This window comes from Rhizobium sp. CB3171 (assembly GCF_029714265.1).
Taxonomy (GTDB): domain Bacteria; phylum Pseudomonadota; class Alphaproteobacteria; order Rhizobiales; family Rhizobiaceae; genus Rhizobium.
On sequence record NZ_CP121652.1, the window covers coordinates 2,764,699 to 2,790,526 of the forward strand.

The following is a 25,828-nucleotide window of genomic DNA, read 5'->3' on the forward strand; positions in this document are numbered from 1 at the left end:
CCGTTATCGCAAAACCGCTGCACACTTTTGCGCGACATGCTTTAGCGAATTTAGGCGGCTGCGTCGCGCTCGACGTCGAGCACGCGAGCCGTCTGTGCCATCAGCCGCTTGCTGATCTCGGCTTCCGGCAGCGGTTTGCCGAAGAAATAGCCCTGCAGCTCATCGCAACCGAAGTGCTCTAAGGCGGCCCCCTGCTCTTTCGTCTCGATGCCTTCCGCCGTCACGGGAATGTCGAGAGATCGCGCCAAAGCCACTGTCGCCTGCAGCATCTCGCGGGCGCGGCTGTCTTCCAGCACATCCATGGTCAGCGACCGGTCGATCTTGATGCGGTCGAAGCCGAATTGGCGGAGATAGCCGATCGACGAGAAGCCCGAGCCGAAATCGTCCAGAGCCACCTTGACCCCAAGCCGTTTCAGCCGCTCGATCGATTGGCGGGTGCGCTCCGGATTCTGGATAATGTAGCCTTCGGTGATTTCCAGCGTGACGCGCTCGGCTTTGATCTCCGTATGGTTCAGGACATGCCGGACATAGTCGGCGAAAGCGGGATTGCGGAATTGTCCGGGCGAGACATTGACGGCAATCCGCAGATCCGGCCATTGCCGCGCCGTCTCGCAGGCTTTTCTTAGTACGAACAGCCCGAGTGCTTCGATCAAACCACTGGTTTCGGCGACGGGAATGAAGGCTTCAGGCGAAATCGGCCCGTGACCTGGCCTGTTCCAGCGCACCAACGCCTCGACGCCAGTGATCTCATGGCTCGTGGCGTCGACCAGCGGCTGGTAGGCGAGCGTCAGCTCTTCTTTTTCGATGGCATTGCGCAGATCCAGTTCCAGCGCATTGCGCTCCTCGCGATCGGCGTCCATCGCCGTCTCATAGCAAGCCATACGGGCGCGTCCGGCTTCCTTGGCCTTGTACATGGCTAGGTCGGCGCGGCGCACCAGCTCCTCGCGGCCGATGCGGCCCTCCGGCGAGCTGGCAATGCCGATACTGGCGCCGACGACCACCACGCGGCGGCCGATCTCCAGCGGCTCGGCAAAGAAATCCAGCACCTGCTCGGCAAGCCTGAGCGCCGGCGCATCGTTCAGTTCCTTGGTCGGAAAGGCGACGGCGAATTCATCGCCGCCGAGCCGCGCAAGAATCGCCTTCGGCGGGATAAGCACATTCAACCCGGCTGCGACGGCGCGGATCAACTGGTCGCCAGTGCCGTGGCCATAGGAGTCGTTGATTTCCTTGAAGCCGTCGAGGTCAAGATAGAGCAACAGGACATTGCTGCCGTCGGTGCGGGCGCTCTCCACTAGTCGGTCGACATCGAGACGAAGACCCTCGCGATTGAGAAGGCCGCTGAGCCGGTCTCTGAGCGAGCCCTGCCGCGCCAGCGCCTCTTCCGCCCTGAGCCGGCGTCCTGCCAGAGACCCCAGAATCAGCAGCACCAAGAAGAACATGCCGACCAGGCCGAGTGCACCAACCACCAGCGGACGGGCCTGTTGATAGCTGACGTCACCTGGCCCGCGCGAGGTCCAGACCAGCCGCCCGAGCGGCTTGCCAAGCGGATCGACGATCGAAACGGCATAGCGCGCAATCGTATCCGGCGGCACCAGCTTGAGGCCGCTGATGACATAGGTATTGGAAAGCATCTTGATCTTGGCCGCATCGAGATGCCGGACGAAGATCAGATAGCGACGCTTGCCTTCCGGCGCGGGGATTTGGCCGGATTTTTCGCGGATTGTCCCCACGCCAACGGCGGCGATGCCCTTATTGGTCATCACATAGCCGCTCGCCTCCGGAACGCTGGTTATCCGTGCCTTGCGCACCTGATCCACCAAGGCCCAGAGCGAGGGACCGAAGACATCCTCGATCCTGTCGGTCATCGGTTTGCCGTCCTGATAGGCAATAATCGGCTTGTTATTGTCGTCGACCACCAGCGCCATGTCGAACAGGGCGCCATCCGAGGACATCTCGCCGTAATTGCCGGCGATCCAGTCCTGGTCGTTTTCATCATAGACATTTCTGGCGGCCGTGTTGCGCGCAGCATAGTCATGCAGCGTGGCATCGAGCAGGCCTTCGAAGGTCTTCAGCGCACCGGCAGTGGTTTCCCAGGAGCGTTCATCATCCAATTTGTTGGAATAGTCCGCGACGCGGCCGATCGCTGTCAGCACCATCAAGGTAACCACAGTGACCACCAAAGCGAACGAAAACAAAACGGCCGTCACGATGGAATGACGACCGATTTGCGTATTCCGCTGGATTGACTTGAAAACTGCACCCAACGCACTTCTCCTTGACTTTGGAGTGTGCCGTCAGGTCTTCAAGAAACGGTTAAAGCGAACCTACGATTCTTGCAGGAAAGGGTTGTATATTTATCGGTATCGCAGGCATTCATGCGGATGCGCGGATCGCCTGTGCAAAACGATCGAGGCTGGCTTGCAACGTGCCGTTCTGTTGCTTCTCCGCCAGGATCATCGCCTGCGCCTCATCGCTCTTGCCGGCGAGCGGCACACGCAGAAAAGCCTCCGGCACGATGCGGAGCGACATTGTCTTCAGCACCTCGGTCAGTTGTTCCAGCACAAGATCGCCGCGATGCGAGGCATGCGCAAACATCAGCGGCTTGAACGGCACTTCGTCGCGCGACACCAGCCAATCCAATGCGTTCTTGAATCCGCCGGGAATGCCATGGGCATATTCCGGGCAGGAAATGATCAGCCCGTCTGCATCGCGAATCTTCGCTGCAAAGGTTTCGACGACAGAAGGCGTCCTGTCGCCCTCATGATCCGGATTGAAGATCGGCAGGCTGCCGATCAAATCGCAGATTTCGATGGAAACGCCGTCTGGCGAAATCAGCCGCAGGGCTTCCAGCAACCGAAGGCTGGTCGAGGCCTGCCTTTGGCTGCCGCAGAGCGCGTAGAGGGAGAGCGGACGCTGGATCATCACCAAGGCTTATCAGGTACCAGCGATTCGGGCGACCTTCCCCCTCTTTCGGAAGGAGCCGAAAGGCGGCATCAAGCCGCCTTGTGGTTCCCCTTCGGGAACTGGCCGGCGAGTTCACGGTACCACTTGCCGCTCTTCTTCACCGTCCGCACCTGCGTCTCGTAATCGACATGCACGAGGCCGAAACGCATGCGATAGCCTTCCGCCCATTCGAAATTATCCATCAGGCTCCAGGCGAAATAACCGCGCATGGGATAACCGTCCTTGATCAGGTCGGCGACCACGCCGAGATGGTCGATGTAGTAATCGAGGCGCGGTTGGTCGTCGACTTCACCCTTGACGACCTCCATGTTGTAGCAGGCACCGTTTTCAGTGATGTAGCATTCCGGCAGTTCGTAGCGCTTGTAGAGGTCCTGCACGACATGCTTCAGGCCCGGCGCGTAGATTTCCCAGCCGATGTCGGTCTTCACGTCGCTTGCCGGCGGCGCTTCCTTCGTCCAGGGGAAATCGCCGCTTTTGGACGCGTCATCGGCGACGCGCATCGGCATATAGTAGTTCAGCCCCCACCAATCGAGCTTCTGGTTGATGATCTTCAGATCGCCATCCTCGACAACAGGCATGCGGTCGCTGAGTACCTCGACGAATTCCTTCGGGTACTGCCCCTTGAAGATCGGATCGAAGAAGGCACCGTTGTGGAACTGATGCGCGCGCTCGACGGCAGCCTGATCTTCGGCGCTATCGGAACCCGGAAGGATCGAGGCCGCATTCAGCACGATACCGACAGGCACCTTCGGCGCTACGGCCCGGATTGCCTCGACACCGAGGCCATGCGCGAGGTTCATCGTGTGCATGGCATAAAGCGCAGCCTGCATGTTGCGTTCGCCCGGCGCATGAACGCCATAGAGATGGCTGAGCCAGACAATGCACCAGGGTTCGTTGAAGGTGGCAACCGAATCCAGACGGTCGCCGAGGCGTGCCATGACAGTCTTGGCATAACGCTGATAGGCATAGGCGGTGGAACGCGCCGTCCAGCCGCCGTCGCCGGCGAGCGTCAGCGGCAGATCCCAGTGATAGAGCGTCGCGAAGGTCTTGATGCCACGCGCCTTACAGCCATCGACGAGACGATCGTAGAAATCGAGGCCGGCTTCGTTCACCGGGCCGGTGCCGTCCGGAATGATGCGCGGCCAGGCGATAGAGAAGCGATAGGCTTCGACGCCCATGTCCTTGATCAGATCGAGATCCTGTTCCAGCCGGTTGTAGTGATCGCAGGCGACATCGCCGTTGTGCCGCTGATAGACGCGGCCCGGCATGTTCGCGAAGGCATCCCAGATCGACGGCTTGCGGCCATCCGCCTTGGTGGCGCCTTCGATCTGGAAAGCCGCAGTGGCGACGCCGAACGTGAAATCGCCCGGGAAACGGGCAGCGAAGCTCTTTGGATCAATCATGACTAATCTCGTTTCTTTCAAACGGCGGGACGGCAGTTGATGCGATCGACCGCGCTCACGATATTGGGCCCGCGCGCGGTTTAAACCAACGAAAACGTCCTTGTACAGTCCTGAAATGACAAATCTGCAACGTTGCAGTTATAAGTCGAAAAGCATGGGACGGCGGACAACCCGCCGCCCTCTTACTCGCAGATCAAAGCTTGACCCAGGCACCGTTACGCTTCGAGGAAGCAACGCAGGCCTCGACGAAAGCCACACCCTTCACACCGTCATCGACGGTCGGATAAACCACCGCCGGATCGACCGCCACGCCCTTCTTGCGGGCATTGATGGCGCGCGCAGCCTCGGTGTAGATCGTGGCGAAGGCTTCGAGGTAGCCTTCCGGATGTCCCGATGGGATGCGCGAAACACGCGCCGCGGCCGCACCGGAGCCTGCGCCATTACGGGTGATCAGGCGCTTCGGCTCACCGAATGGCGTGTACCAGAGATAGTTGGGATCGGCCTGCGTCCATTCGAGGCCGCCCTTGGTGCCGTAGACGCGGACCTTCAGGCCGTTCTCATGACCCGGTGCCACCTGGCTGCACCACAGCATGCCCTTAGCCGGCTTCTCCGAACCCTTGGCTTTGAAGCGCAGCAATAGATGACCATTGTCGTCCAGACGGCGGCCTTCGACGAAACTGTCGAGATCGGCAGCGAGGCTATCGAGTTCCAGGCCGCTAACAAAAGAGGCGAGATTATAGGCATGCGTGCCGATATCGCCGGTCGAGCCACCCGCGCCGGACTGCGACGGATCGGTACGCCAGGCCGCCTGCTTCTGGCCCGACTGCTCAATGTTTTCCGTCAGCCAGTCCTGGGGATATTCTGCATGCACGATGCGGATATCGCCGAGCTCGCCATTGGCGATCATCTCACGCGCCTGCCGGACCATCGGATAGCCGGTGTAATTGTGCGTCAGGATGAACAGCGCGCCGCTCTCGTCAGCCACCTTCTTCAGCTTCTTGGCGTCTGCAAGATTGGAGGTAAGCGGCTTGTCGCAGATGACATGGATGCCGCGCTTCAGGAATTCCTTGGCGGCATCATAGTGAACATGGTTCGGCGTAACGATCGAAACCGCTTCGATGCCGTTCTTCAGTTTGGCTTCGCGGATCGCCATCTCGCGATAGCTGGAATAGGTGCGGGACGGATCGAGACCGAGATCACGGCCCGAAGCGATAGCCTTGTCCGGCGAGGCCGACAGCGCGCCGGCGACGAGATCGAACTGGTCGTCAATGCGCGCGGCGATACGATGCACTGCACCGATAAAGGCGCCCGCGCCTCCGCCCACCATGCCAAGCCGAATGCGCGGCTCTCGCGTCTGCCCCGATGATCCTTCGATTGCCATATGGTCCTCCTGAATGAATTAGAATTCGCCCCTCGCGGGGGAAGATTGGTGCCTGCCGTTCCAAACAACCCGCCTCGCCCTTCGAGGGCCCTGCGGGCCACCTCAGGGTGAGGCTGATCTTTTGCGCCGAAACCCGCGCTTTTCCATCCGCTGATGGCCACGGATGGCTCCTATGAAAATTCGCGAAAGCCCGCTCCACCCTCATCCTGAGGTGCGGAGCCTCCTGAGCCTTGCGAAGGAGTGAAGCCTCGAAGGACGAGGGTGGCCTACACCTTCCCCCGCCCCTTCGACAAGCTCAGGACGGGGAGAAGGGACCTGGCTCTAAAGCCCCAACATGCGCCGGTTGGCCGCCTGATCCGTACCGCTGCCGGCAAAGTCGTCGAACGCCTTTTCGGTGACGCGGATGATGTGCGACTTGACGAATTCCGCGCCTTCGCGTGCGCCGTCTTCCGGATGCTTGAGGCAGCATTCCCACTCGACCACGGCCCAGCCGTCGAAATCATTGGCGGTCAGTTTCGAGAAGATCGAGCCGAAATCGACTTGGCCATCGCCCGGTGAACGGAAGCGGCCAGCGCGGTTGACCCAGCTCTGATAGCCGCCATAGACGCCCTGACGTCCGGTCGGATTGAACTCCGCATCCTTGACGTGGAACATCTTGATGCGGTCCTTGTAGATGTCGAGGTGGTCGAGATAGTCGAGGCACTGCAGGACATAGTGCGATGGGTCGTAGAGCATGTTGGCACGCGGATGGTTGCCGACGCGTTCCAGGAACATCTCGAAGGTGACGCCGTCATGCAGGTCTTCGCCGGGATGGATTTCATAGGCGACATCGACGCCGCAGGAATCGGCATGGTCGAGGATCGGCGTCCAGCGGCGGGCGAGTTCGTCGAAGGCGGTTTCGACCAGCCCGGCCGGACGCTGCGGCCAGGGATAGAGGAACGGCCAGGCGAGCGCGCCGGAGAAGGTCGCATGCGCCTTGATGCCGAGATGCTTGGAAGCCGACAGCGCCATCTTCACCTGCTCGACGGCCCATTCCTGCCGGGCCTTCGGATTACCGCGCACTTCCGGCGCTGCAAAGCCGTCGAAAGCCTCGTCATAGGCCGGATGCACGGCGACGAGCTGGCCCTGCAGATGGGTGGAGAGCTCGGTGACCTCGACGCCGTTGGCCCGGGCGACACCGGCGAATTCGTCGCAATAGTCCTTGGAGGAGGCTGCCTTCTTCAGGTCGATGAGCTGGCCTGCCCAGGTCGGCACCTGCACGCCGACATAGCCGGCGTCGGCAGCCCATTTCGTGATCGAATCCCACGAGTTGAACGGCGCCGCGTCGCCGGCGAACTGGCCAAGAAACAGGCCTGGACCCTTGATCGTCTTCATGCGTAATTCCTCCCTAATTGTGTTCTGTAAACGTTTCCGATGCCTTTCCGGCCCATATCCGAGGCGGCCGGGGCGCCGTAACCTCAAAAAACAATAGGGTCGTCAGGATGAAAGTCGAATGCCTTGCGACCTAATCATGGCCAGTCGCCGACGGCAAGAGGTACGTGCCGCAAAATTTCCTCGGGCCGCGAAACGAAGCGGCGGAACATTTAAAAAGCGCCCGCCGGAACCGGCGGGCGCCTCTGTCGGAATCCGTGCCGATCAGAACGGCGAGTCGGGGAAGTAGAAATCCTTGGCATTGTCCTTGGTGACCAAGGTCGCGTCCAGGATATAGTTGCCGCGAACCGGAACCTGATCATAGAAGTTGGCGGCCGTCAGTTCCATGGCCGTCCCGACCATTGCCGGCGGATAGAGCACATCCACCGGGATCAGCTTGTCGCCGTCCATGACCTTCTTGACCATGTCCTTGGAACCAGCGCCGGCGATAATGTACTGGATGTCGGTACGCTTGGCCTGGTCGATCGCCTGCAGCACGCCGACAGCCATATCGTCATCCTGGCACCAGACGACATCGATCTTCGGGAACTTCGTCAGATAATCCTGCATGACCTTGAAGGCGTCGTCGCGGTTCCAGTTGCCGTACTGCCGGTCGAGAACCTTGACGTTGGAGCCGGCGATGCCCTTGTCGAAACCGTCCTGACGCTGCTGGTCGATCGGGATCGGCAGACCACGGATGACGACGACCTGAGCATTCGGTGTATTGGCCTTGATATACTCGCCCGCCGTCTGGCCGAGAGCAGGATTGTTGCCCGCAACATAGAGGTCGCGGACGGAATTGTCGTTGTTGCTCGGCGCACGGTCGACGAGAGCAACGAACTTGCCCTTGTCCTTGACTTCCTTGATCGCATTGACCAGCGGATCTGGATCCGACGGCAGGATCACGAGAGCGTCGATGCCCTGAGTCTCAAGGTCCTGTACCGCATTTGCCTGGCTTGCGGCGTCGGGCGAGGTCTTGACAATGACATTCAGTCCCGGATGTTCCGCCATCAAGAGTTTGGCGACGCGTTCGGCATGGAAGACGACGCCGGAGGTCCAGCCATGGTCCGCCGCCGGAATGGAAACGCCGATAGTGACCTTTTTGTCCTCGGCATGAACCGCACTGGCTAGAGCCACCAGTGCGACGGCCAGACCAAATAGTCTTTTACGCATATTTCATCCTCCCAGATAGAAACAGGGCATTGTCCTAATGACCGGGCGCCCCTTAGACCCGGTTATTGCTGTTTGCGAGCAAGCGAGCGCTGGACGAGCATGGCGATGATGATGATCGCGCCCTGGATAGCGCTGAGCAGATACTCGCTGATGAAATTGGAAAGCAGCATGATGTTGCCGACCAGCTCGAGAATGAAGGCGCCGCAAACGGTACCCCATACCCTACCCGCGCCGCCCTTCAGCGCCGTGCCGCCAACGACGACGGCGGTAATCGCCTGCAACTCCCACAAGCTACCCGTCGTCGCCGATGTCGAACCAAGCCGCGGCACGTAGAGAAGCACGGCGATCGCCACACACAGGCCCTGGATGACGAAGGCGATGGTGCGCACGCGATTGACCGCCACGCCGGAATAACGCGCAACGTCACGGCTGGAGCCGACCGCGATGACATGCCGCCCGTAACGAGTGCGATAAAGAATGAAGGCCGCGATGCAGGTAACGACAATAATGACGACGATAGGCACCGGCACGCCGAGCACGGAGCCGTAATAAGCGGGCTTATAGAGCGCCTGCAGGTTCGCCGGGCGCAAAGTGATCGCGCCACCTTGCGACAGCCACGTCGTCAAGCCTCGGTAGACACCCATCGTGCCGAGCGTCGCAATGAACGGCTCAATCTTACCCATGGTCGTGATCAGACCATTGGCCAAGCCGCACAGGAGGCCGGCGACGATCGAGAACAACACGGCCGCCGCCAACATCAGGCCAGGATCGGCGATGACACCGGAGTTCATCAAGAGGATCATCAGGCTTGCGACGAAGGCGACCATAGCGCCAACGGACAGATCGAGATCGCCCGCCGAGATGACGAACGTGGCACCGACCGCGATGATCGCAATATAGGCGCATCGCGTCGCGACATTGGTGAGATTGGTGATGCCGATGAAGTTCGGGTTGACCAGTGCGCCTACGATCAGAAGCAGCACCAGCGCTGCAAACGGTGCCACGGCCCTGAGATCGACATCACGCCAGGAACGCCCTCGCCGACCGGTCTTGCCGCTGCTGTCTTCGCCCACGCTCATAACCAAAACCAACCTCCCATCCCAATGACTGCTGGGAATTCGCCCTGCCTCTGCTGCCCGTTCAGGCAGCGGTCTTTTTCTTCAGGCCCGCCGCATAACGCATGATTTCCTGCTCGGAGATCTCGTCGCCTTCAAGCATGCCGACGATCCGGCCCTCGCGCATCACCGCGATCCGCGTGCACAGCCCGATGACCTCGGGCATTTCCGAGGAGACCACGATGATCGAATGGCCATCGCGGGCCAGTGCCGAAATGAAGTGATAGATCTGCTGCTTCGTGCCGACATCGATACCGCGTGTCGGCTCGTCGATGATGATGATCTGCGGGTCGGTTTCCATGACCTTGGCCAGAAGCAATTTCTGCTGATTGCCGCCGGACATGCGGCCGGCAACGATATTTCCGTCGCGAACCCGGATGTCGAAGCGCCGGCGCGCCCGCGTCAGCGCACTGGCCTCGCTGGAGGCGCTGAGATAACCGAACTTGCCGTGCCGATCCAAGGACTGGAGGGTCAGGTTGACGGCCATGCCGGAATTCAGAAGGAGACCCTTGGACTTCCGGTCCTTGGTCATATAGGCAAGCCCGGCATCGATGGCTGCATGTACGTCGTGCGGCGGCACCGTTTGGCCATTGGCGACGACCTCACCGGCCGCGCGTGAGCGCAGGCCGACGATCGCTTCCATCAGCTCCGTCCGGCCCGAACCGATCATGCCTGAAAAGCCCAATATCTCGCCCTTGCGCAGCTCGAAGCTCGCATCGTGGACGTAGCCGGTCGAGAGCGAGCTGACGCTGAGCACCACCTTCTCGTCGACATCGGGCTCGTTCTTGGCCGGATAGAGGCTGGAAAGCTCACGCCCGACCATCAACTGGGCAATCGATTCGCCGTCGAGCAGCGAGGTTTGCGATGTCTTCACCCACTGGCCGTCGCGCAGGACCGTGACGCGGTCCGTCAGCTCCATGACTTCGTCGAGCTTGTGCGACACGAACACGAAGCTTGTTCCCTGGTCCCTAAGCTTGCGCACCTGCTTGAACAGGAAGTTGGTCTCCTCCCGAGACAAGACGGCGGTCGGCTCGTCCATGAAGACGATCCTCGCGTCCCGGCTGATCGCCTTGGCGATCTCCACCATCTGCTTGTCGGCGATGGAAAGCGTGCCGATCAGCGCATTCTCGTCGACATGCGAACCGAGGAGATCGAGGACACGCCGCGTTTCGGCGCGCATATATTTGCGATCGAGCACACCGAAACGCGTGACTTCGCGACCGAGAAACAGGCTTTCGGTAACGGTCAGATGTTCGGCTAGATTGAATTCCTGGTGGATGATGACAATGCCGAGCGCTTCGGCGCCACCGTTGGGCGGCAGCTTCACCGGCTCACCGTCAAGCAGGATCTCGCCGGAGCTTGGCTGCTCGAAACCGGAGAGGACTTTCACGAGCGTCGACTTGCCGGCGCCGTTCTCCCCCATGAGCGCATGGATTTCGCCGGCCCGAAGATCGAAATTGACGCTGAACAGCACCTGCACGCCGCTGAAGGACTTGGAAATTCGCCTCGCGGACAGCACCACCGCGCCGTCGACGGTCTCCGAACTCATTATTTCCTCCCTGTGGCCCCACACCACTTCCATGTTGTGTAAACCTTTACATACTCGGTGTAAAGGTTTACATCATTGCATGTCGCACAATTTTACGCGGTCGCCTTTGATCTCCGCGGAAGTCTGTGTAGTGTCCGGTCCGAGACGAGACCCAAGGCAGAGCGCAGTGTCTAATTCCACGCCCGCAACCATCGAAGACGTCGCCCGCATTGCCAATGTTTCGATCGCTACGGTCTCGCGGGCAATCCATATGCCTGAAAAGGTCGCGAACTCGACGCGGCTGAAGGTCAATCAGGCGATTGCGATCACCGGTTATACCACCAATGCCATGGCGCGCAGCCTGCGGCTCGGTCGATCGAACATGATCCTCGTCGTCGCGCCCGATATCGGCGATCCTAATTTCTCCAATATTCTCATCGGGTTGGAAAATGAGGCGCGCTCGCACGGCTACGGCGTCCTGATCGGCCACACGCAGAACGATGCGCAACGCGGGCTGGAATATCTGAAGTTCCTGAATTCCAACCAGGCGGCTGGTTTGATCCTGTTCACCGGTATCCTGCCCTTCGGACACCAGACGATGACAGCGCGGCTGCCGCCGAGCGTCGGCGTTTTCGAGCCGGTCTTCAACGGCGGCATTCCCTATGTCGGCGTGGACGATATCGCTGGAGCGCGCAAGGCGGTCGACCTTCTGATTGCCGAGGGTCATCGCAAGATTGCATTCATCGGCGATTCGCGCACCCGCCTCGCCTATAGCCGGCGCCGCATGGGCTACGAGGCTGGACTGGATGCCGCCAACGTCAGTCCCGACCTTCGTATCGTATTCGAGGGCGACGGCACCATCGAGAGCGGCAGGCTGGCCGTCGAGCAGCTTTTCATGCGCGACACGCTGCCGACTGCCTTCATGTGTGTCAACGATCAGACGGCCATTGGCGTGATGATCGGGCTGAAAGCGCGCGGCTACGACATTCCCGGGGATTTTTCGGTGACCGGCTTCGACGATGTGCCGCAGGCCGTTTTCATGTCACCCTCGTTGACGACGATCCGGCAGCCGCGAACCGCCATCGGCAAGCATGCAATGTCGCTCCTGATTGAGCTGTTGTCGGACGGCCAGCCGGCTGAGACGGAAATCTTGCTGCGGCCGGATTTGGTGGTGCGCAACTCGGTCTCGGCGCCGTCCCGCGCCCGGCGATAAGGACATAGCCGTGCCGCTCGGCAGACTCGTCCTTTATGCCCGCGATGTGGAAGCAACGATCAGCTTTTACGAGAAGCATTTCGGATTCAAACCGCTGCGGCAGGACGGCGATCGAATTGTCGAGCTGCTGGCACCGGACGGTGGCGCCAATCTGATGATCCATCCGGCAGGAAAAGCACAGAAAATGGGCCAGGTGCTGGTAAAGCTGGTCTTCGACGTCGAGGATGTGGAAGCCTTTCGCGCCAAATGTGCCGGCAACGGACTTGAGTTCGGCCCTTTGCACCAGGCCGATGGTTATGTGTACGCCAATGCCCAGGACCCCTGCGGAAATTCCATATCCATTTCCAGCCGCACCTTCCGGCGATAATCTGGGAGGCGATGAACCACCGCCTCCCGGTTTTGTCGATCAAACGTAACGATTGACGATGTTTTCCAGCAGTTCCTGCTTGCCGGACTTCGGCTGCGGATTGATGTCCTTGCTCTCGACCCACTGAGCGATCTGATCGAGCGAATATTCGCCGCGCAGCAGCTTCTGGCCTTCAGCCGAATCCCAACCGGCGTAACGGTCGGCGAGCGGCTTGGAGAGCGCCTTGTCCTCGATCATCTTGGCAGCGGCCTTGAGGCCACGGGCGCAGCAATCCATGCCGCCGATGTGACCAATGATCAGATCTTCCGGATCGAGCGACTGACGGCGCAGCTTGGCGTCGAAGTTGGTGCCGCCGGTCTTGAAGCCGCCACCTGCCAGCACATGGTAGTATGCGAGCGACATTTCCGGAACATTGTTCGGGAACTGGTCGGTATCCCAACCGGACTGGTAGTCGTTGCGGTTCATATCGATCGAGCCGAAGATGCCGAGCACGTTGGCAAGCGCCAGTTCATGCTCGAAGGAATGGCCGGCAAGGATCGCATGGCCCTGCTCGATGTTGACCTTCACTTCGTTTTCGAGGCCGTTCTTCTTCAGGAAGCCGTAGACGGTCGCGACGTCGTAATCATACTGATGCTTGGTCGGCTCCTGCGGCTTCGGCTCGATCAGGATCGTGCCCTTGAAGCCGATCTTGTGCTTGTACTCGACCACAAGGTTGAGGAAGCGGCCCATCTGGTCCAGCTCACGCTTGAGGTCGGTGTTGAGAAGGGTTTCGTAACCTTCGCGACCGCCCCAGAGAACGTAGTTTTCACCGCCGAGCTTGTGCGTCGCGTCCATGCAGGTCTTCACGGTCGCAGCCGAGAAAGCAAAGACATCCGGATCCGGGTTGGTGGCGGCACCAGACATGAAGCGGCGGTTGGAGAACAGGTTCGCGGTGCCCCACAACAGCTTGACGCCAGTCTCGGCCTGCTTCTCGGCGAAGTAATCGACGATCTCGTTGAGGTTCCTGGTGTTCTCGGCGAAATTCTTGCCTTCCGGACGCACGTCGGCGTCATGGAAGCAGTAGTAGGGCGAGCCGAGCAGGGTGAAGAATTCGAAGGCGACGTCAGCCTTCAGCTTGGCCGCTTCCATCGTGTCCTGGAACCAGGGGCGCAGAAAAGTCTGGCCGCCGAAAGGGTCGCCGCCCGGCCAGGTGAAGGTGTGCCAGTAGGCAACGGCAAAACGCAGATGGTCTTCCATGCGCTTGCCAAGAACCACTTCATCCTTGTTGTAGTGGCGGAAGGCCAGCGGGTTGGTGCTCTCAGGCCCTTCGTACTTCACTTTCTTGATGTCACCAAAAAATCCGGTGCCCATAACTCATCTCCTTGGGTTTGGTATTCGATATTGTTTCGTCGCTGGTAGCGCGCCCTCATCCGACCCTTCGGGCCACCTTCTCCCTGCCGGGGAGAAGGTATGGGCGGCTGCCGCAAGCTTGATCTCACCCTCTCCCCTCGGGGAGAGGGCAGGGTGAGGAGTATTAGCCGGCGCTCAGCGACTTGATCGCCGGATAAAGCGCGCGGTAACGCTTGTAGGCATCCTCGTAAGCACCGCCCAGCGCTATGACCGGTTCGATCGTGCCGGCGGTTTCCGGCGGCGTGCAGACCGCGACCGGATCGGCGCCGGTTGCCGCGATCAGGCCGAGACGGGCAGCGCCAAAAGCGGCTCCGAAATCGCCGTCGGCCGGCAAATCGACGGGAACGCCGAGCGCCGTCGCGATCGAAGCCAGCCAGTAGCGCGAACGCGAGCCGCCGCCGATGGCGGTAACGCGGGCGATATCGGTTCCCGCCGAGCGCAGCGCTTCGAGATTGTCGCGAATGGCAAAGGTGACGCCTTCGAGCACCGCCTGGGTGAGGACGGCAAGGCTGCTCTCATGGCCGAGACCGATGAAAGCACCACGGATGATCGCATCATTATGCGGGGTGCGTTCGCCGGAAAGATAGGGCAGGAAGGTGACGCCAGACGGTGCCTTCAGCGCATCCCCCAATTCGCTGGTCAGTTCGGCGGCGGATTTGCCGGTGACATTCGAATGCCAGTTCAACGCATCGGTTGCCGACAGGATGACGCCCATCTGATGCCATGTGTTCGGCAGCGCATGGCAGAAGGCATGAACGGCGCTTTCCGGCTTCGGCAGGTAGGAGCCGTTGGCGGCAAAGAGCACGCCGGAAGTACCGAGAGAGACAAAGGCGGCGCCATGGCTGACCGTGCCCATACCGCAGGCCGAGGCGGCATTGTCCCCTGCCCCGCCGGCCACGACGACGTCGCCGGCGATACCCCACTTCGAAGCCAGCTCGCCGCGCAGCTTGCCGGCGGCTTCCGTGCCCTCCACCAGCGTCGGCATCTGCTTTTCATCGAGATTGGTGGCGGCGAGCAGCTCGGAAGACCACTTGCGCTTGCCGGTATCCAGCCAGGACGTGCCGGCGGAGTCGGACATTTCCGACATGTGCTCGCCCGTCAGCCACAGGCGCAGATAATCCTTCGGCAACAGCACCCAGCGCACTTTGGCGAAGATATCAGGCTCGTGCTTGGCGACCCAGGCAAGCTTCGGTGCAGTGAAACCGGGGAATACGATATTGCCGGTCAAGGCACGGAAGCGCGGATCGGCGTCGAGAGCCGCAGCTTCGAGATAGCTGCGCGTATCGTTCCAGAGGATGCAGGGACGCAGAACCTTGTCATCCGCATCGAGCAGCGTCGCGCCATGCATCTGGCCGGACAGACCGATGCCGCGCACGGCAGCCAGCTCCTTCGGATGCGCTGCCTTCAGGCCAGCAACCGCCTCCTCGGTGGCACGAACCCAGTGCGCCGGCTCCTGTTCCGACCAGCCCGGATGCGGCCGCGACACGTCGAGCCCGCCATTGGCCGATCCGATGATCTTCTGGTTGCCGTCGATCAGCATCGCTTTGACGCCGGACGTTCCGAGATCAAGACCCAAATACATCAGATGTAACTCCCTATGCTCTGCCGCAGATTTTGATGATCAGGGCAGATTGTCCTTCAAGAAAATGTCGAGGCGGATGCGCTCCTGGCCGGCGATGACATCCTGGCCGTCCGCCGTCGCCTTCATGACGCGGATGGCGCTGCGCACCTCATGGCCGGCGTCCTGGTTGAGAACGGCATCGATGGTGCCCTCCTTCAGCGCTGCGCGTGTATGTTCCGTCAATTCGTGGACGACGACCGTCAGCCCGCGCCCCTGCCCTGTCTCCTTCAGCGCCCTAAGCAGACCGCGATTGCCGGCGCCGAGACTATAGACGCCGATGATGCTGTTGCTGCCGGAAAGCGCTTCCGAGACGAGCGTGTTGGCGATTTCCGGATCGTCGCGGCCTTCCAGCACCGGCAGCAGGCGCAGTTGCGGAAATTCCTCCGCCATGACGGAGGAAAATCCTTCCAGACGCTCCCGATGGTCGCGCACCAACATGGAGCCGGCGAGAACGGTGATATCGCCTTTCTGCCCGCCGAGAAAACGGCCGAGCAGCCGGGCAGCCGTCCGGCCCGCAGCAATATTGTCGACGCCAGCATAGTGGTGCCGGGTGGAGTCGGTGAGATCGGAAACGAGCGTGACTACAGGAATTCGTGCCGCCACCAGTCGGTCGACGGCGGCGCGGACCTCCGGCGCATCGGTCGCCACCAAAGCCACGCCGGCGAGATTCAGTCCCTGCAGCGCGTCTAGCGCGGCAACCAGCGCCGGCGCGTCGAAGGCGGGCACCTCGACGATGCGAATCTCGGTGCGATCGAAGGTCGAGCGCATCATCGCCTGACGCACCTCGGCATAGAGCCCGTTCATGAAGGAATTGTCGCCGGTCGGCAGGATGAAGACGAGCGGATAGACGCGGCCCTTGGCAAGATTGGCTGCCGCCACGTCGCGGACATAGCCGATGTCGCGAATTGCCGCTTCCACCTTCTCGCGCGTCACGAGACGCACGCCCGGGCGCCGGTTCAGCACGCGATCCACCGTCGCGAGGCTGACGCCCGCAGCAGCGGCGATGTCGTAAACGGTGGGTCTCATCGGCTCCTCCTGGCGAAATCCTTTACTGCGATTTCTGATGTACGTAAATCAAAAACTTTTGAAACCTGAAATTTCCTGTCGACAGGCACAAAAAGAAAAAGGCCTCTCGATCAGAGAAGCCTTTCAATTACAGGAAGATAGGAAGGAAACGGTTAAGCCTAGTGGCCGCCGCCACCCGCGCCCCTCGGTGGAGCGTTCGGCTTGCTCAGCATCAATACGCCAAAAATCATCGCAAGGAACAATACGGTCAACATCAGGAAGACATCGCCGAAGGACATGATGACAGCCTGCTGCTCCGCCATGTTGACCAACTGCCGCAACGCTGCCTGCGGACCGTCCAGACCGTTGGCGGTGAAATTGGCCGTCATATTGTTGATCTTATCGATGGCGGCCGGGCTCCCCCAGTGAACATGATCGCGCAGATGCATGTAATGGGCGTCCTGACGGGTGCTAAGCACCGTATTGATGATGGCGAGCCCAACGGCGCCGCCGAGGTTGCGGGTCAGGTTAAACAGCCCGGAAGCACCGCGCATGCGGGCGGGAGGCATCGTTCCGAGCGCGATGTTATTGATCGGCACCATGCATAACATCAGCCCGAAGCCGCGAAGAATCTGCGGGATGAAGAGCTCCCAGAAATCCCAGTCCGTCGTCAAGCCCGTCATGATCCACGTGCCGGTCGCGAAACTGCAGAAGCCAATGATCATCATGAGCCGAAGATCCATCTTGCCGGAAAGAATGCCGGCTAGAGGCGCGGTGAAGAACATCGCCAGGCCGGAGACGAACATCGTTTCGCCGATCATCAGCGAATCATACCCACGGATACGGCTGAGATAGACTGGATAGATATAGGTCAGACCATAAAGCCCGATGCCCATGACGAAGGAGAACATCGAACCAAACGCGAAGTTCTTGTTGCCAAAGGCCTTCAGATCGACGACGGGAAAATCGACGGTAAAAGCGCGGTAAAAGAAGACGAGCGCGCCGATCGCGGAAGCAATCGCGGCAATCACGATATAGTCGTCGTTGAACCAGCCGTTGGTGTTGCCTTCTTCAAGCACATATTCCAGCGCGCCGAGAAACAGCGCCATGGAGAACAATCCCCACCAGTCGAATTTCTTCATCAACGACAGCTCTGGCTTATCGAAGTCGATGAAATTCCAGGTGACAATGGTGACGATGATACCAGGCCCAATGTTGACGAGGAACAGCCAGTGCCAGGAAAATGCGTGGCTGAGATAGCCACCGACCGTCGGGCCGATGGTCGGCGCAAGTGTTGCGATCAAACCGATAATCGGCGACACGATGTTGCGCTTTGACGGCGGGAAAATGGTGAAGGCCGCCGCGAAAACCGACGGGATCATGCCGCCGCCGATAAAGCCCTGCAGCGCACGATAGACGATCATCTGATCGATGTTCGTCGCCGTCGCACAAAGACCGCTGGCAATGGTGAAGCCGGCAGCGGAAGCCGCGAAAAGATATCGTGTCGAGATGATGCGGGCCAGCGTTCCCGAAAGCGGGATCATGATGACTTCAGCGATCAGATAGGCTGTCTGGACCCACGGAATTTCATCCGAGCCGGCGCTAAGGCCGGCCTGGATTTCGCTGAGGGAGGCGGAAACGACCTGAATGTCGAGGATCGACATGAACATGCCGAGCACCATCGCAAAGAAAGCGATGAGTTTGCGGGGGTCCATGTGGTCCGCCGCTGGGACGACGGGACCGGCTGTCGAACCTACGGTCGCTGCTGTCGAGGCCATCGGCGCTCTCCAAACTTAGTTGCTGGCCACCCGATCCGGCGCAGTGCGCGTATCGACATCGACGACGACACTCAGACCAGCGCGCAGACGACCGCTGTCGAGCGCATCCTGCGGCAACGCGATACGAACCGGCACACGCTGGACCACCTTTGTGAAATTGCCCGTCGCATTTTCCGGCGGCAACAGCGAGAAGACCGAACCAGAGGCCGGTGAGATCGACGTTACCGTACCGACGATCGGATGATCGCTATAGGCATCGACATGGACGTTCACCTTGGAACCGGCAACCAGATGCTGGATCTGCGTTTCCTTGAAGTTGGCGTCGATATAGAGCTGGCGGGTCGGAACCAGTGCCATCAGCTTCTGGCCAGGCGAAACGAGATCGCCTTCCTGAACCGAACGATTGCCGACAATGCCGTCATAAGGCGCCTTCAACACGGTAAAGGAGAGATCGCGGGCGGCCTTGTCGCGAGCGGCCTCCAGGCCCTTGATCGTGCTTTCGGCCTGGCGACGCTGCGCCTGCAGCAGGTTGATATTGGCCTGAGCCGACGCGATGGCGGCATCGCCGCCGACGAGATTGGCCTTGGCCTGGTCGAGGGCGATATTGGCGCTGTCTAGCGACGCAGTGGTGCCGACGGACTTCGACTGAAGTTCGGCAGCGCGTGTCTGGGTGATCTGCGCGCCGCGTACCGTCGCTTCCAAGGCAACCTTTTGAGCCTGCGACTGGGCAAGAGCAGCCTGGCCGGCGGCAATCTGCGCATCGATGGTGTGCAGTGAAAGCTGCTCGGTATCGAGCGATGCCTGGGCCTGTTCAAGCGCCAGCTTGTAGTCGCCGTCGTCGAGCGTGGCGAGCACATCGCCCGCCTTGACCTGCTGGTTAGCGACGACGTTCACCTTGGCGACATAGCCCGTCACTTTCGGCTGGATGGTCGCGATGTCACCTTCGATATAGGCGTCATCGGTCGACACCAGGAAGCGGCCGTTCGTCCACCAGTCATAGCCGTACCAACCGCCGCCAACGAGCACCAGAACGGCGATGATGGGCAGTGCCAGGCTGCGCCGCTTCTTCTCGGTCGGCGGTGGGGCCGCTTGGACCGGGTGAGCAGGCGCAGCCTGGGCGGGGGGCGGGCTGTTAGGCTTTTCCGTGGCAGGAGCCTCGGCGGTTGCACCGGCATTCCGTGCTTCCACTTCGACGTCAGCGGAATCATCAACGATGCGCGCTACATTGTTACTATGACTTGACGACATTGCCCTACCACCGGAAATCTGACTAAATAATCGAACCGTACGGTTCAGTTCAGTTGACATAGATCGTTTTTCATTCCATATCAAGTCATATCGAACCACCCGGTTCGATTTAATTAACGAATCTGATTAAGATTCTGAAAAAGTGATCGCGAAGGAGACGATGAAACACGAACCGCAAAATACCGCCGTCTTGAACGCACCCGCATCCGGGGGGCGTTGGGCCGCTGGAGAAGACCCAGTCAAGCGCCAGCAAATTTTGGATGGCGCCAAGCGTGTCTTCATGAAAATGGGGTTCGATGCCGCGAGCATGAACGACGTCACGCGCGAAGCAGGCGTCTCCAAGGGCACGCTCTACGTCTATTTCGCCAACAAGGAAGATTTGTTCGCTGCCATGGTGGACAGCGAACGTGCGCATTTCGTCGAGACCGTGCGCACAGCGCTTGCCGACGATACCGACGTCGCCACCAATCTCTATGAATTCGGCATGGTGTTCGTCACCCACGTCACATCGGACAAGACCATCAGCGCCATGCGCACCATCATCGGTGTGCGCGAACGCATGCCCTCCCTCTGTCAACGCTTCTTCACCGGCCCGGAAAACCTGCGCACTGTTCTGCGCGGTTTCCTCGAACGTCAGGTTGCGGCCGGTCATCTCCGCATCGAGGACTTCGATATGGCAGCCCGTCATTTCCTCGACATGGCCAGCGGCAGCTACTTCAAGCTGAGACTGTTCGGCGACATGGATTTCCCGCCCTCGAAAGAGGAGATCGACTATGTTGTGCGCGGCGCCGTTCGCGTTTTCATGGCTGCTTATGGTATCAATCGGAAAGATCAGGCCTGACCGCCTGCCGATAGCCAGCGGATATCTGACCCCAATCCCGCAATCGCGATCAAACCCGATAGCCGGTCGGCGCCTAACAATGGGCGGGCAACCAGGGAATCGAACATGAGCGCGATCGGAAGAGCGATATGGTTCATCGAAAGCCATTTCTCGTCGGACATCTCGCTGGACGAAATTGCCGATACGGCCGGCCTGTCGCGCTATCATCTGTCGCGCGTCTTCGGGCTCACCACCGGCCATTCGATCAGCGGGTACATCAGGGGCCGACGCCTTAGCGGGGCGGCTCTTGCGCTGATCAACAGCTCATCGACCATTCTCGAGGTTGCCCTCGATGCGGGCTACGGCTCGCATGAGGCTTTCACCCGTGCCTTCCGCGAGCAATTCGGCATGACGCCGGACAGCTTGCGCAAACAGGGGCACGCCCGAAACCTTGTTTTGCTGGAGCCCATCAGAATGGACGACACCCGCCTTCCCAAACTCGACGCGCCGCGTTTCGAGACCCTCCCCGCAATGCTGCTCGCCGGCCTTGCGGAAACCTATGCCTATGAAGCCACGCAAGGGATTCCCTCGCTTTGGCAGAAATTCAACCAGCATTTCGGCCATATTCCCGGCCAGGTCGGCAATGTCGCCTATGGCGTCTGCATCCTCGCCGAAGACGAGAGCGAAACCTTCCGCTATATCGCCGCCGCCGAGGTTAGCGCGGCCGACGATCTGCCGGAGGGTTTTACGACCTTGAAACTGCCGCAGCAGCGCTATGCCGTCTTTACCCATCGCGGCCATATTTCCGGCATCTCCGCCACCGTGCATCAGATCTTCGGTGACTGGCTGCCGCAATCCGGCCAGGAGCACGCCGGCGTGCCCGACACGATGGAGCGTTACGACGACCGTTTCGATCCCCGCACCGGCACCGGCGTGACGGAGATCTGGATTCCGCTGAAAGCATAGAAATATGCGCGCGCGCCGCGAAAATAGTCGCGGCGCTTGCACCTGCGATTTCGCTCCTTACATAAGCGACCATCATTGAGGAGCCGGAGCTGGGGGTCAGCGTCGGCAGACGCTGACCAGAGGAAAATCATCAATGGACATTGTTGGCTTGGTGCAGGATCCGAGCGCATGGATCGCGCTTGTCACGCTCGTCGTCATGGAGGTGGTCCTCGGTATCGACAACCTCATCTTCATCTCGATCCTGACCAACAAGCTGCCGGTCGAGCACCGGGAAAAAGCACGCAAGATCGGCATCGGCCTTGCCTTGGTCATGCGCCTTGCCCTGCTCGGCACCGTCGCCTGGATCGTGCAATTGACGGAACCGGTCTTCGAAGTCTTCGGCCAGGGCTTCTCCTGGAAGGATATGATCCTGATCGGCGGTGGCCTGTTCCTGGTCTGGAAGGCGACCAAGGAAATCCATCACAATGTCGACCCGCTGGAACATGGCGAGGATTTCATCGCCAAATCCACGACGACCGGCTTTGCCTCGGCCATCGGCCAGATTCTGCTGCTCGATCTCGTCTTTTCGATCGACAGCATCATCACCGCCGTCGGCATGACGCCGCATCTGCCGATCATGTTCATCGCCGTCATCGCCGCAGTCACCGTCATGCTGGTTGCCGCAACGCCGCTTGCCAACTTCATCGAGAAGAACCCGACCATCGTCATGTTGGCGCTGGCCTTCCTGCTGATGATCGGCACGACGCTGATTGCCGAAGGCATGGGCTTCCATGTTCCCAAGGGCTACGTCTACACCGCAATGGCCTTCTCCGCCGCAGTCGAGGTGCTGAACATGCTGGCCCGGAACCGGCGGAAAAGAGCTGCCGGCGGGCACTGAAACCATCGGCCATGACTATATGTAGGCCCGCCTGTCGCCGGCGGGCTTTGCGCCGGCGGAACTTTGCAGCGAAACCTGCATTGATTCATCTCGGCGATATGTATCGGCAAAAGCTGGCGTCACGATCCGGCCTTGGATCCTTGGCAACAATATCATCGGAGCGGCATGTCCACTCAGCAAGCACTTGCATTTGGTGTTATTGCCCTGATGATGGCCGCCTTCATCTGGGGTAGGATCCGCTACGATATTGTAGCGTGCTCGGTACTCGTTCTCGCTGTAGCGCTGGGCCTCGTCCCTGCCGAGAATGCTTTTTCCGGCTTCAGTGATGATATCGTCATCATCGTCGGCAGCGCGCTAGTGGTGAGCGCCGGTGTCGCCCGATCAGGCATAATCGATTCTGCCATACGACGCTTCTTTCCGAAGCTTGAATCCCCCCATACGCAGCTCGCACTGCTGACGATCGTGGTTGCGGTGCTGTCGGCTTTCATCAAGAACATCGGCGCTTTGGCGATCATGATGCCGGTTGCCTTTCAGTTTTCGAAAAAGACGGGCGTTTCACCCTCGCGCTATCTGATGCCTATGAGCTTCGCCGCTCTGCTGGGCGGCCTGATGACGCAAATCGGCACTTCACCGAACATCGTGGTATCGCGGCTGCGGCAGGAGATCAGCGGAACGCCCTTCTCCATGTTCGACTTCACGCCAGTCGGCGCACTCCTGACCTTGGTCGGCGTTCTCTTCCTGATTTTCTTCCATCGCCTCGTACCTGAACGCAGCCGCCAGAAACCCTCGTTGGAAGACGCACTGGACATTGAAGCCTATTTTTCTGAGGCGACGGTCCCCGAAGGATCGGGTGCCGTTGGCAAACCTCTGCACGAAGTTCTCCGCAACGGTGATGGAGAAGTTGTGGCAACCGCGATCCTGCGTGGCGATCTACGGCTTTCACCGGTTCCCGACGTCATGCTGCAGGCTGGGGACACTATCCTGCTGGAGGGCGGCCCAAAGGCTCTGGACCTAGTCGTTTCCGGCGCCAGCCTGAAGCTTTCCGGCAAGCCGATGGCCGAGGTGCATAAGGAGGACGGCGACATCATCGCGGTCGAGGCTGTCATCGCGCAGGATTCCAGCCTGGTCGGCGTATCGGCTCGCGATCTTTCGCTGTTTCACACCCGCGGTATCAACCTGCTGGCGGTCAGCCGCAAGGGCGAGCGCCTCGGCGAAAGGCTCGCTGGCATTTCGTTGCAGGCAGGCGATGTCGTGGTCTTGCAGGGCAGCCGCAACGCCATGCCGGCCTTCCTGCAGGAAAATGGCTGCCTGCCGCTGGCCAAACGGGAGATCATGCTCGGGACGAGGCGGCGTGCCTACATACCGCTTCTGATCCTCGTCGCAGCCATGGGGACGACCGCCACCGGCCTGGCGCCTGTATCGGTTGGCTTCTTTGCCGCGGCTCTCGCCATGCTGCTTTTTCGGGTCATTCCATTGGCCGACGTCTACAAAGCCGTCGACGGGCCAATCCTCGTGATGCTTGCAGCATTGATCCCGGTCTCGGATACGCTTCGCACAACCGGTGGCAGCGAGCTGATTGCCCACTGGCTCGGGCACTTCGCCACTCAGTTGCCACCCTATGGCGCGCTTGCACTGATCCTGGTCACTGCCATGGCGGTAACACCTTTCCTCAACAACGCCGCCACGGTGCTCGTCATGGCGCCAATCACCATCAGCTTTGCGCAGACGTTGGGTTACCGCCCCGAGGCGTTTCTGATGGCGGTGGCGGTCGGCGCCGGCTGCGATTTCCTGACGCCTATCGGTCATCAGTGCAACACCCTCGTGATGGGACCCGGCGGCTACAAATTCAGCGATTATCCACGTCTCGGGCTGCCATTATCGTTCATCATTATCATCGTGAGCGTGCCAGCCCTGCTTTATGTCTGGCCGGTGAGCTGAGCAGTTTCCCTTGACGTTATCCGTTGAATATGGCCTAAGCCTGCCAAACGGAAAACGCGGGATTGAAGCGGCAAGGCGCCCTTTTCCGGCCGGTTTCCTGATCCAGATAAACATCCCCAGCCGGGCAGCGCTTATCCCAAGCAGCGGCCTGGCTTTTTCTGACGGGCAAACAAGATGACAACATCAGGCGTTCGCGTCCGCATCGCACCCTCCCCGACCGGCGAGCCGCATGTCGGCACAGCCTACATTGCGCTGTTCAATTATCTCTTCGCCAAAAAGCATGGCGGCGAGTTCATCCTGCGCATCGAAGACACCGACGCGACGCGCTCGACCCCGGAATTCGAGACCAAGGTGCTCGATGCGCTGAAATGGTGCGGCCTGAAGTGGTCCGAAGGCCCCGATATCGGCGGTCCCTACGGCCCTTATCGCCAGAGCGACCGCAAGGACATTTACAAGCCCTTCGTCGAGAAGATCGTCGATGCCGGCCACGGCTTCCGCTGCTTCTGCACGCCCGAGCGCCTCGAAAAGATGCGCGAAGCCCAGCGCGCCGCCGGCCTGCCGCCGAAGTATGACGGGCACTGTTTGAACCTCACGGCCGAGGAAGTCTCCACGCGCGTTGCCGGCGGCGAGCCGCATGTCGTGCGCATGAAGATCCCGACCGAAGGCTCGTGTAAGTTCCATGACGGCGTCTATGGCGATGTCGAAATCCCTTGGGACGCAGTCGACATGCAGGTCCTTCTCAAGGCCGACGGTATGCCGACCTACCACATGGCCAACGTCGTCGATGACCATCTGATGAAGATCACCCATGTGGCGCGCGGCGAGGAATGGCTCGCCTCGGTGCCGAAGCATATTCTGATCTATCAGTATCTCGGCCTCGAACCGCCGCAGTTCATGCACCTGTCGCTGATGCGCAATGCCGACAAGTCGAAGCTGTCGAAGCGCAAGAACCCGACGTCGATCTCCTATTACACCGCACTCGGCTATATTCCCGAGGCGCTGATGAACTTCCTCGGCCTGTTTTTCATTCAGATCGCCGAAGGCGAAGAACTGCTGACCATGGACGAGCTTGCCGAAAAGTTCGATCCGGAAAACCTCTCCAAGGCCGGCGCGATCTTCGATATCCAGAAGCTCGACTGGCTGAACGGCCGCTGGATCCGCGAGAAGCTGTCGGAAGAAGAGTTCCAGCATCGGGTGCTCACCTGGGCGATGGAAAACAGCCGCCTGAGGGAAGGCCTTAAGCTGTCGCAGTCGCGCATCTCCAAGCTCGGCGAACTGCCCGACCTCACTGGCTTCCTGTTCAAGTCCGACCTCAATCTCGATCCCTCGGCTTTCGCCAAGATCAAGTCGACGCCGGAAGAGCTGCTGGAAATCCTGAATACGGTACAGCCAGACCTCGAAAAGATCCTCGAATGGAATGTCGAGACGATCGAAGCCGAACTGCGCGCCATTGCCGACCGCATGGGCAAGAAGCTAAAGGTGGTGGTCGCTCCCCTCTTCGTCGCCGTATCGGGCTCGTCGCGCTCGCTGCCGCTTTTCGACAGCATGGCGATCCTCGGCCGCTCCGTCGTGCGTCAGCGGCTGAAACTTGCCGCCCAGACCGTTGCGACCCTCGTCGGCCCGAAGAACTGA

Annotated in this window: 20 protein-coding genes; 7 read left to right on the top strand and 13 right to left on the bottom strand. The window is 60.2% G+C overall.

What is annotated here, in order from left to right; genetic code table 11:
- Positions 1 to 50 precede the first annotated feature (50 nt).
- The 8 genes from QA648_RS13455 to QA648_RS13490 all read right to left on the bottom strand — a co-directional run bounded on the left by QA648_RS13455 (position 51) and on the right by QA648_RS13490 (position 10,995).
- Positions 51 to 2,264, bottom strand: a complete 2,214-nt coding sequence (locus tag QA648_RS13455; RefSeq protein WP_283047446.1) for a bifunctional diguanylate cyclase/phosphodiesterase — start codon at positions 2,262 to 2,264, stop codon at positions 51 to 53.
- Positions 2,265 to 2,373: 109 nt separating this feature from the next.
- Positions 2,374 to 2,919 (bottom strand): NADPH-dependent FMN reductase, encoded by a 546-nt coding sequence (locus tag QA648_RS13460; protein WP_283051338.1) that lies wholly within the window; start codon positions 2,917 to 2,919, stop codon positions 2,374 to 2,376.
- 74 nt (positions 2,920 to 2,993) lie between these two features.
- Positions 2,994 to 4,367 (bottom strand): GH1 family beta-glucosidase, encoded by a 1,374-nt coding sequence (locus QA648_RS13465; RefSeq protein WP_283047448.1) that lies wholly within the window; start codon positions 4,365 to 4,367, stop codon positions 2,994 to 2,996.
- Between the two features lie 193 nt (positions 4,368 to 4,560).
- A complete protein-coding gene (locus tag QA648_RS13470; RefSeq protein ID WP_283047449.1) occupies positions 4,561 to 5,748 on the bottom strand; it encodes a Gfo/Idh/MocA family oxidoreductase in 1,188 nt (395 codons plus the stop codon).
- Positions 5,749 to 6,069: 321 nt separating this feature from the next.
- On the bottom strand, positions 6,070 to 7,122 hold the full coding sequence (locus QA648_RS13475) for a sugar phosphate isomerase/epimerase (RefSeq protein WP_104824321.1): 1,053 nt from the start codon (positions 7,120 to 7,122) through the stop codon (positions 6,070 to 6,072).
- 261 nt (positions 7,123 to 7,383) lie between these two features.
- On the bottom strand, positions 7,384 to 8,331 hold the full coding sequence (locus tag QA648_RS13480; protein WP_104824322.1) for a substrate-binding domain-containing protein: 948 nt from the start codon (positions 8,329 to 8,331) through the stop codon (positions 7,384 to 7,386).
- Between the two features lie 62 nt (positions 8,332 to 8,393).
- A complete protein-coding gene (locus QA648_RS13485; protein ID WP_104824323.1) occupies positions 8,394 to 9,410 on the bottom strand; it encodes an ABC transporter permease in 1,017 nt (338 codons plus the stop codon).
- Between the two features lie 61 nt (positions 9,411 to 9,471).
- The gene (locus QA648_RS13490; RefSeq protein ID WP_104824324.1) at positions 9,472 to 10,995 is read right to left on the bottom strand and encodes a sugar ABC transporter ATP-binding protein; all 1,524 of its coding nucleotides are present in this window, start codon (positions 10,993 to 10,995) and stop codon (positions 9,472 to 9,474) included.
- Between the two features lie 166 nt (positions 10,996 to 11,161).
- On the opposite strand from QA648_RS13490, the gene QA648_RS13495 reads away from it, so the two are divergent.
- A complete protein-coding gene (locus tag QA648_RS13495) occupies positions 11,162 to 12,187 on the top strand; it encodes a LacI family DNA-binding transcriptional regulator (protein WP_104824325.1) in 1,026 nt (341 codons plus the stop codon).
- Positions 12,188 to 12,197: 10 nt separating this feature from the next.
- A complete protein-coding gene (locus QA648_RS13500; RefSeq protein ID WP_283047452.1) occupies positions 12,198 to 12,554 on the top strand; it encodes a VOC family protein in 357 nt (118 codons plus the stop codon).
- Between the two features lie 39 nt (positions 12,555 to 12,593).
- Here the strand turns inward: QA648_RS13500 and xylA are convergent, their stop codons facing one another.
- The 5 genes from xylA to QA648_RS13525 all read right to left on the bottom strand — a co-directional run bounded on the left by xylA (position 12,594) and on the right by QA648_RS13525 (position 19,595).
- Positions 12,594 to 13,904, bottom strand: coding sequence for a xylose isomerase (gene xylA, locus QA648_RS13505; RefSeq protein WP_283047454.1), 1,311 nt, complete (start codon positions 13,902 to 13,904; stop codon positions 12,594 to 12,596).
- Positions 13,905 to 14,067: 163 nt separating this feature from the next.
- Positions 14,068 to 15,525, bottom strand: coding sequence for a xylulokinase (gene xylB / locus QA648_RS13510; RefSeq protein ID WP_283047456.1), 1,458 nt, complete (start codon positions 15,523 to 15,525; stop codon positions 14,068 to 14,070).
- A 39-nt stretch (positions 15,526 to 15,564) separates the two neighbouring features.
- Positions 15,565 to 16,590: a LacI family DNA-binding transcriptional regulator gene (locus QA648_RS13515; RefSeq protein WP_283047457.1), complete on the bottom strand. Its 1,026-nt coding sequence runs from the start codon at positions 16,588 to 16,590 to the stop codon at positions 15,565 to 15,567.
- 158 nt (positions 16,591 to 16,748) lie between these two features.
- On the bottom strand, positions 16,749 to 18,284 hold the full coding sequence (locus tag QA648_RS13520) for a DHA2 family efflux MFS transporter permease subunit (RefSeq protein WP_283051340.1): 1,536 nt from the start codon (positions 18,282 to 18,284) through the stop codon (positions 16,749 to 16,751).
- 78 nt (positions 18,285 to 18,362) lie between these two features.
- The gene (locus QA648_RS13525; protein ID WP_104824331.1) at positions 18,363 to 19,595 is read right to left on the bottom strand and encodes an HlyD family secretion protein; all 1,233 of its coding nucleotides are present in this window, start codon (positions 19,593 to 19,595) and stop codon (positions 18,363 to 18,365) included.
- A 160-nt stretch (positions 19,596 to 19,755) separates the two neighbouring features.
- Here QA648_RS13525 and QA648_RS13530 point away from each other — a divergent pair, with 160 nt between their 5' ends.
- From QA648_RS13530 to gltX, 5 genes are all read left to right on the top strand, one after another.
- The gene (locus tag QA648_RS13530) at positions 19,756 to 20,436 is read left to right on the top strand and encodes a TetR/AcrR family transcriptional regulator (RefSeq protein WP_104824332.1); all 681 of its coding nucleotides are present in this window, start codon (positions 19,756 to 19,758) and stop codon (positions 20,434 to 20,436) included.
- 105 nt (positions 20,437 to 20,541) lie between these two features.
- Positions 20,542 to 21,381, top strand: a complete 840-nt coding sequence (locus QA648_RS13535; protein WP_283047460.1) for an AraC family transcriptional regulator — start codon at positions 20,542 to 20,544, stop codon at positions 21,379 to 21,381.
- 133 nt (positions 21,382 to 21,514) lie between these two features.
- On the top strand, positions 21,515 to 22,258 hold the full coding sequence (locus tag QA648_RS13540; protein ID WP_283047462.1) for a TerC family protein: 744 nt from the start codon (positions 21,515 to 21,517) through the stop codon (positions 22,256 to 22,258).
- A gap of 165 nt (positions 22,259 to 22,423) precedes the next feature.
- The gene (locus QA648_RS13545) at positions 22,424 to 24,196 is read left to right on the top strand and encodes an SLC13 family permease (protein ID WP_283047464.1); all 1,773 of its coding nucleotides are present in this window, start codon (positions 22,424 to 22,426) and stop codon (positions 24,194 to 24,196) included.
- Positions 24,197 to 24,370: 174 nt separating this feature from the next.
- Positions 24,371 to 25,828 (top strand): glutamate--tRNA ligase, encoded by a 1,458-nt coding sequence (gltX, locus tag QA648_RS13550; protein ID WP_283047466.1) that lies wholly within the window; start codon positions 24,371 to 24,373, stop codon positions 25,826 to 25,828.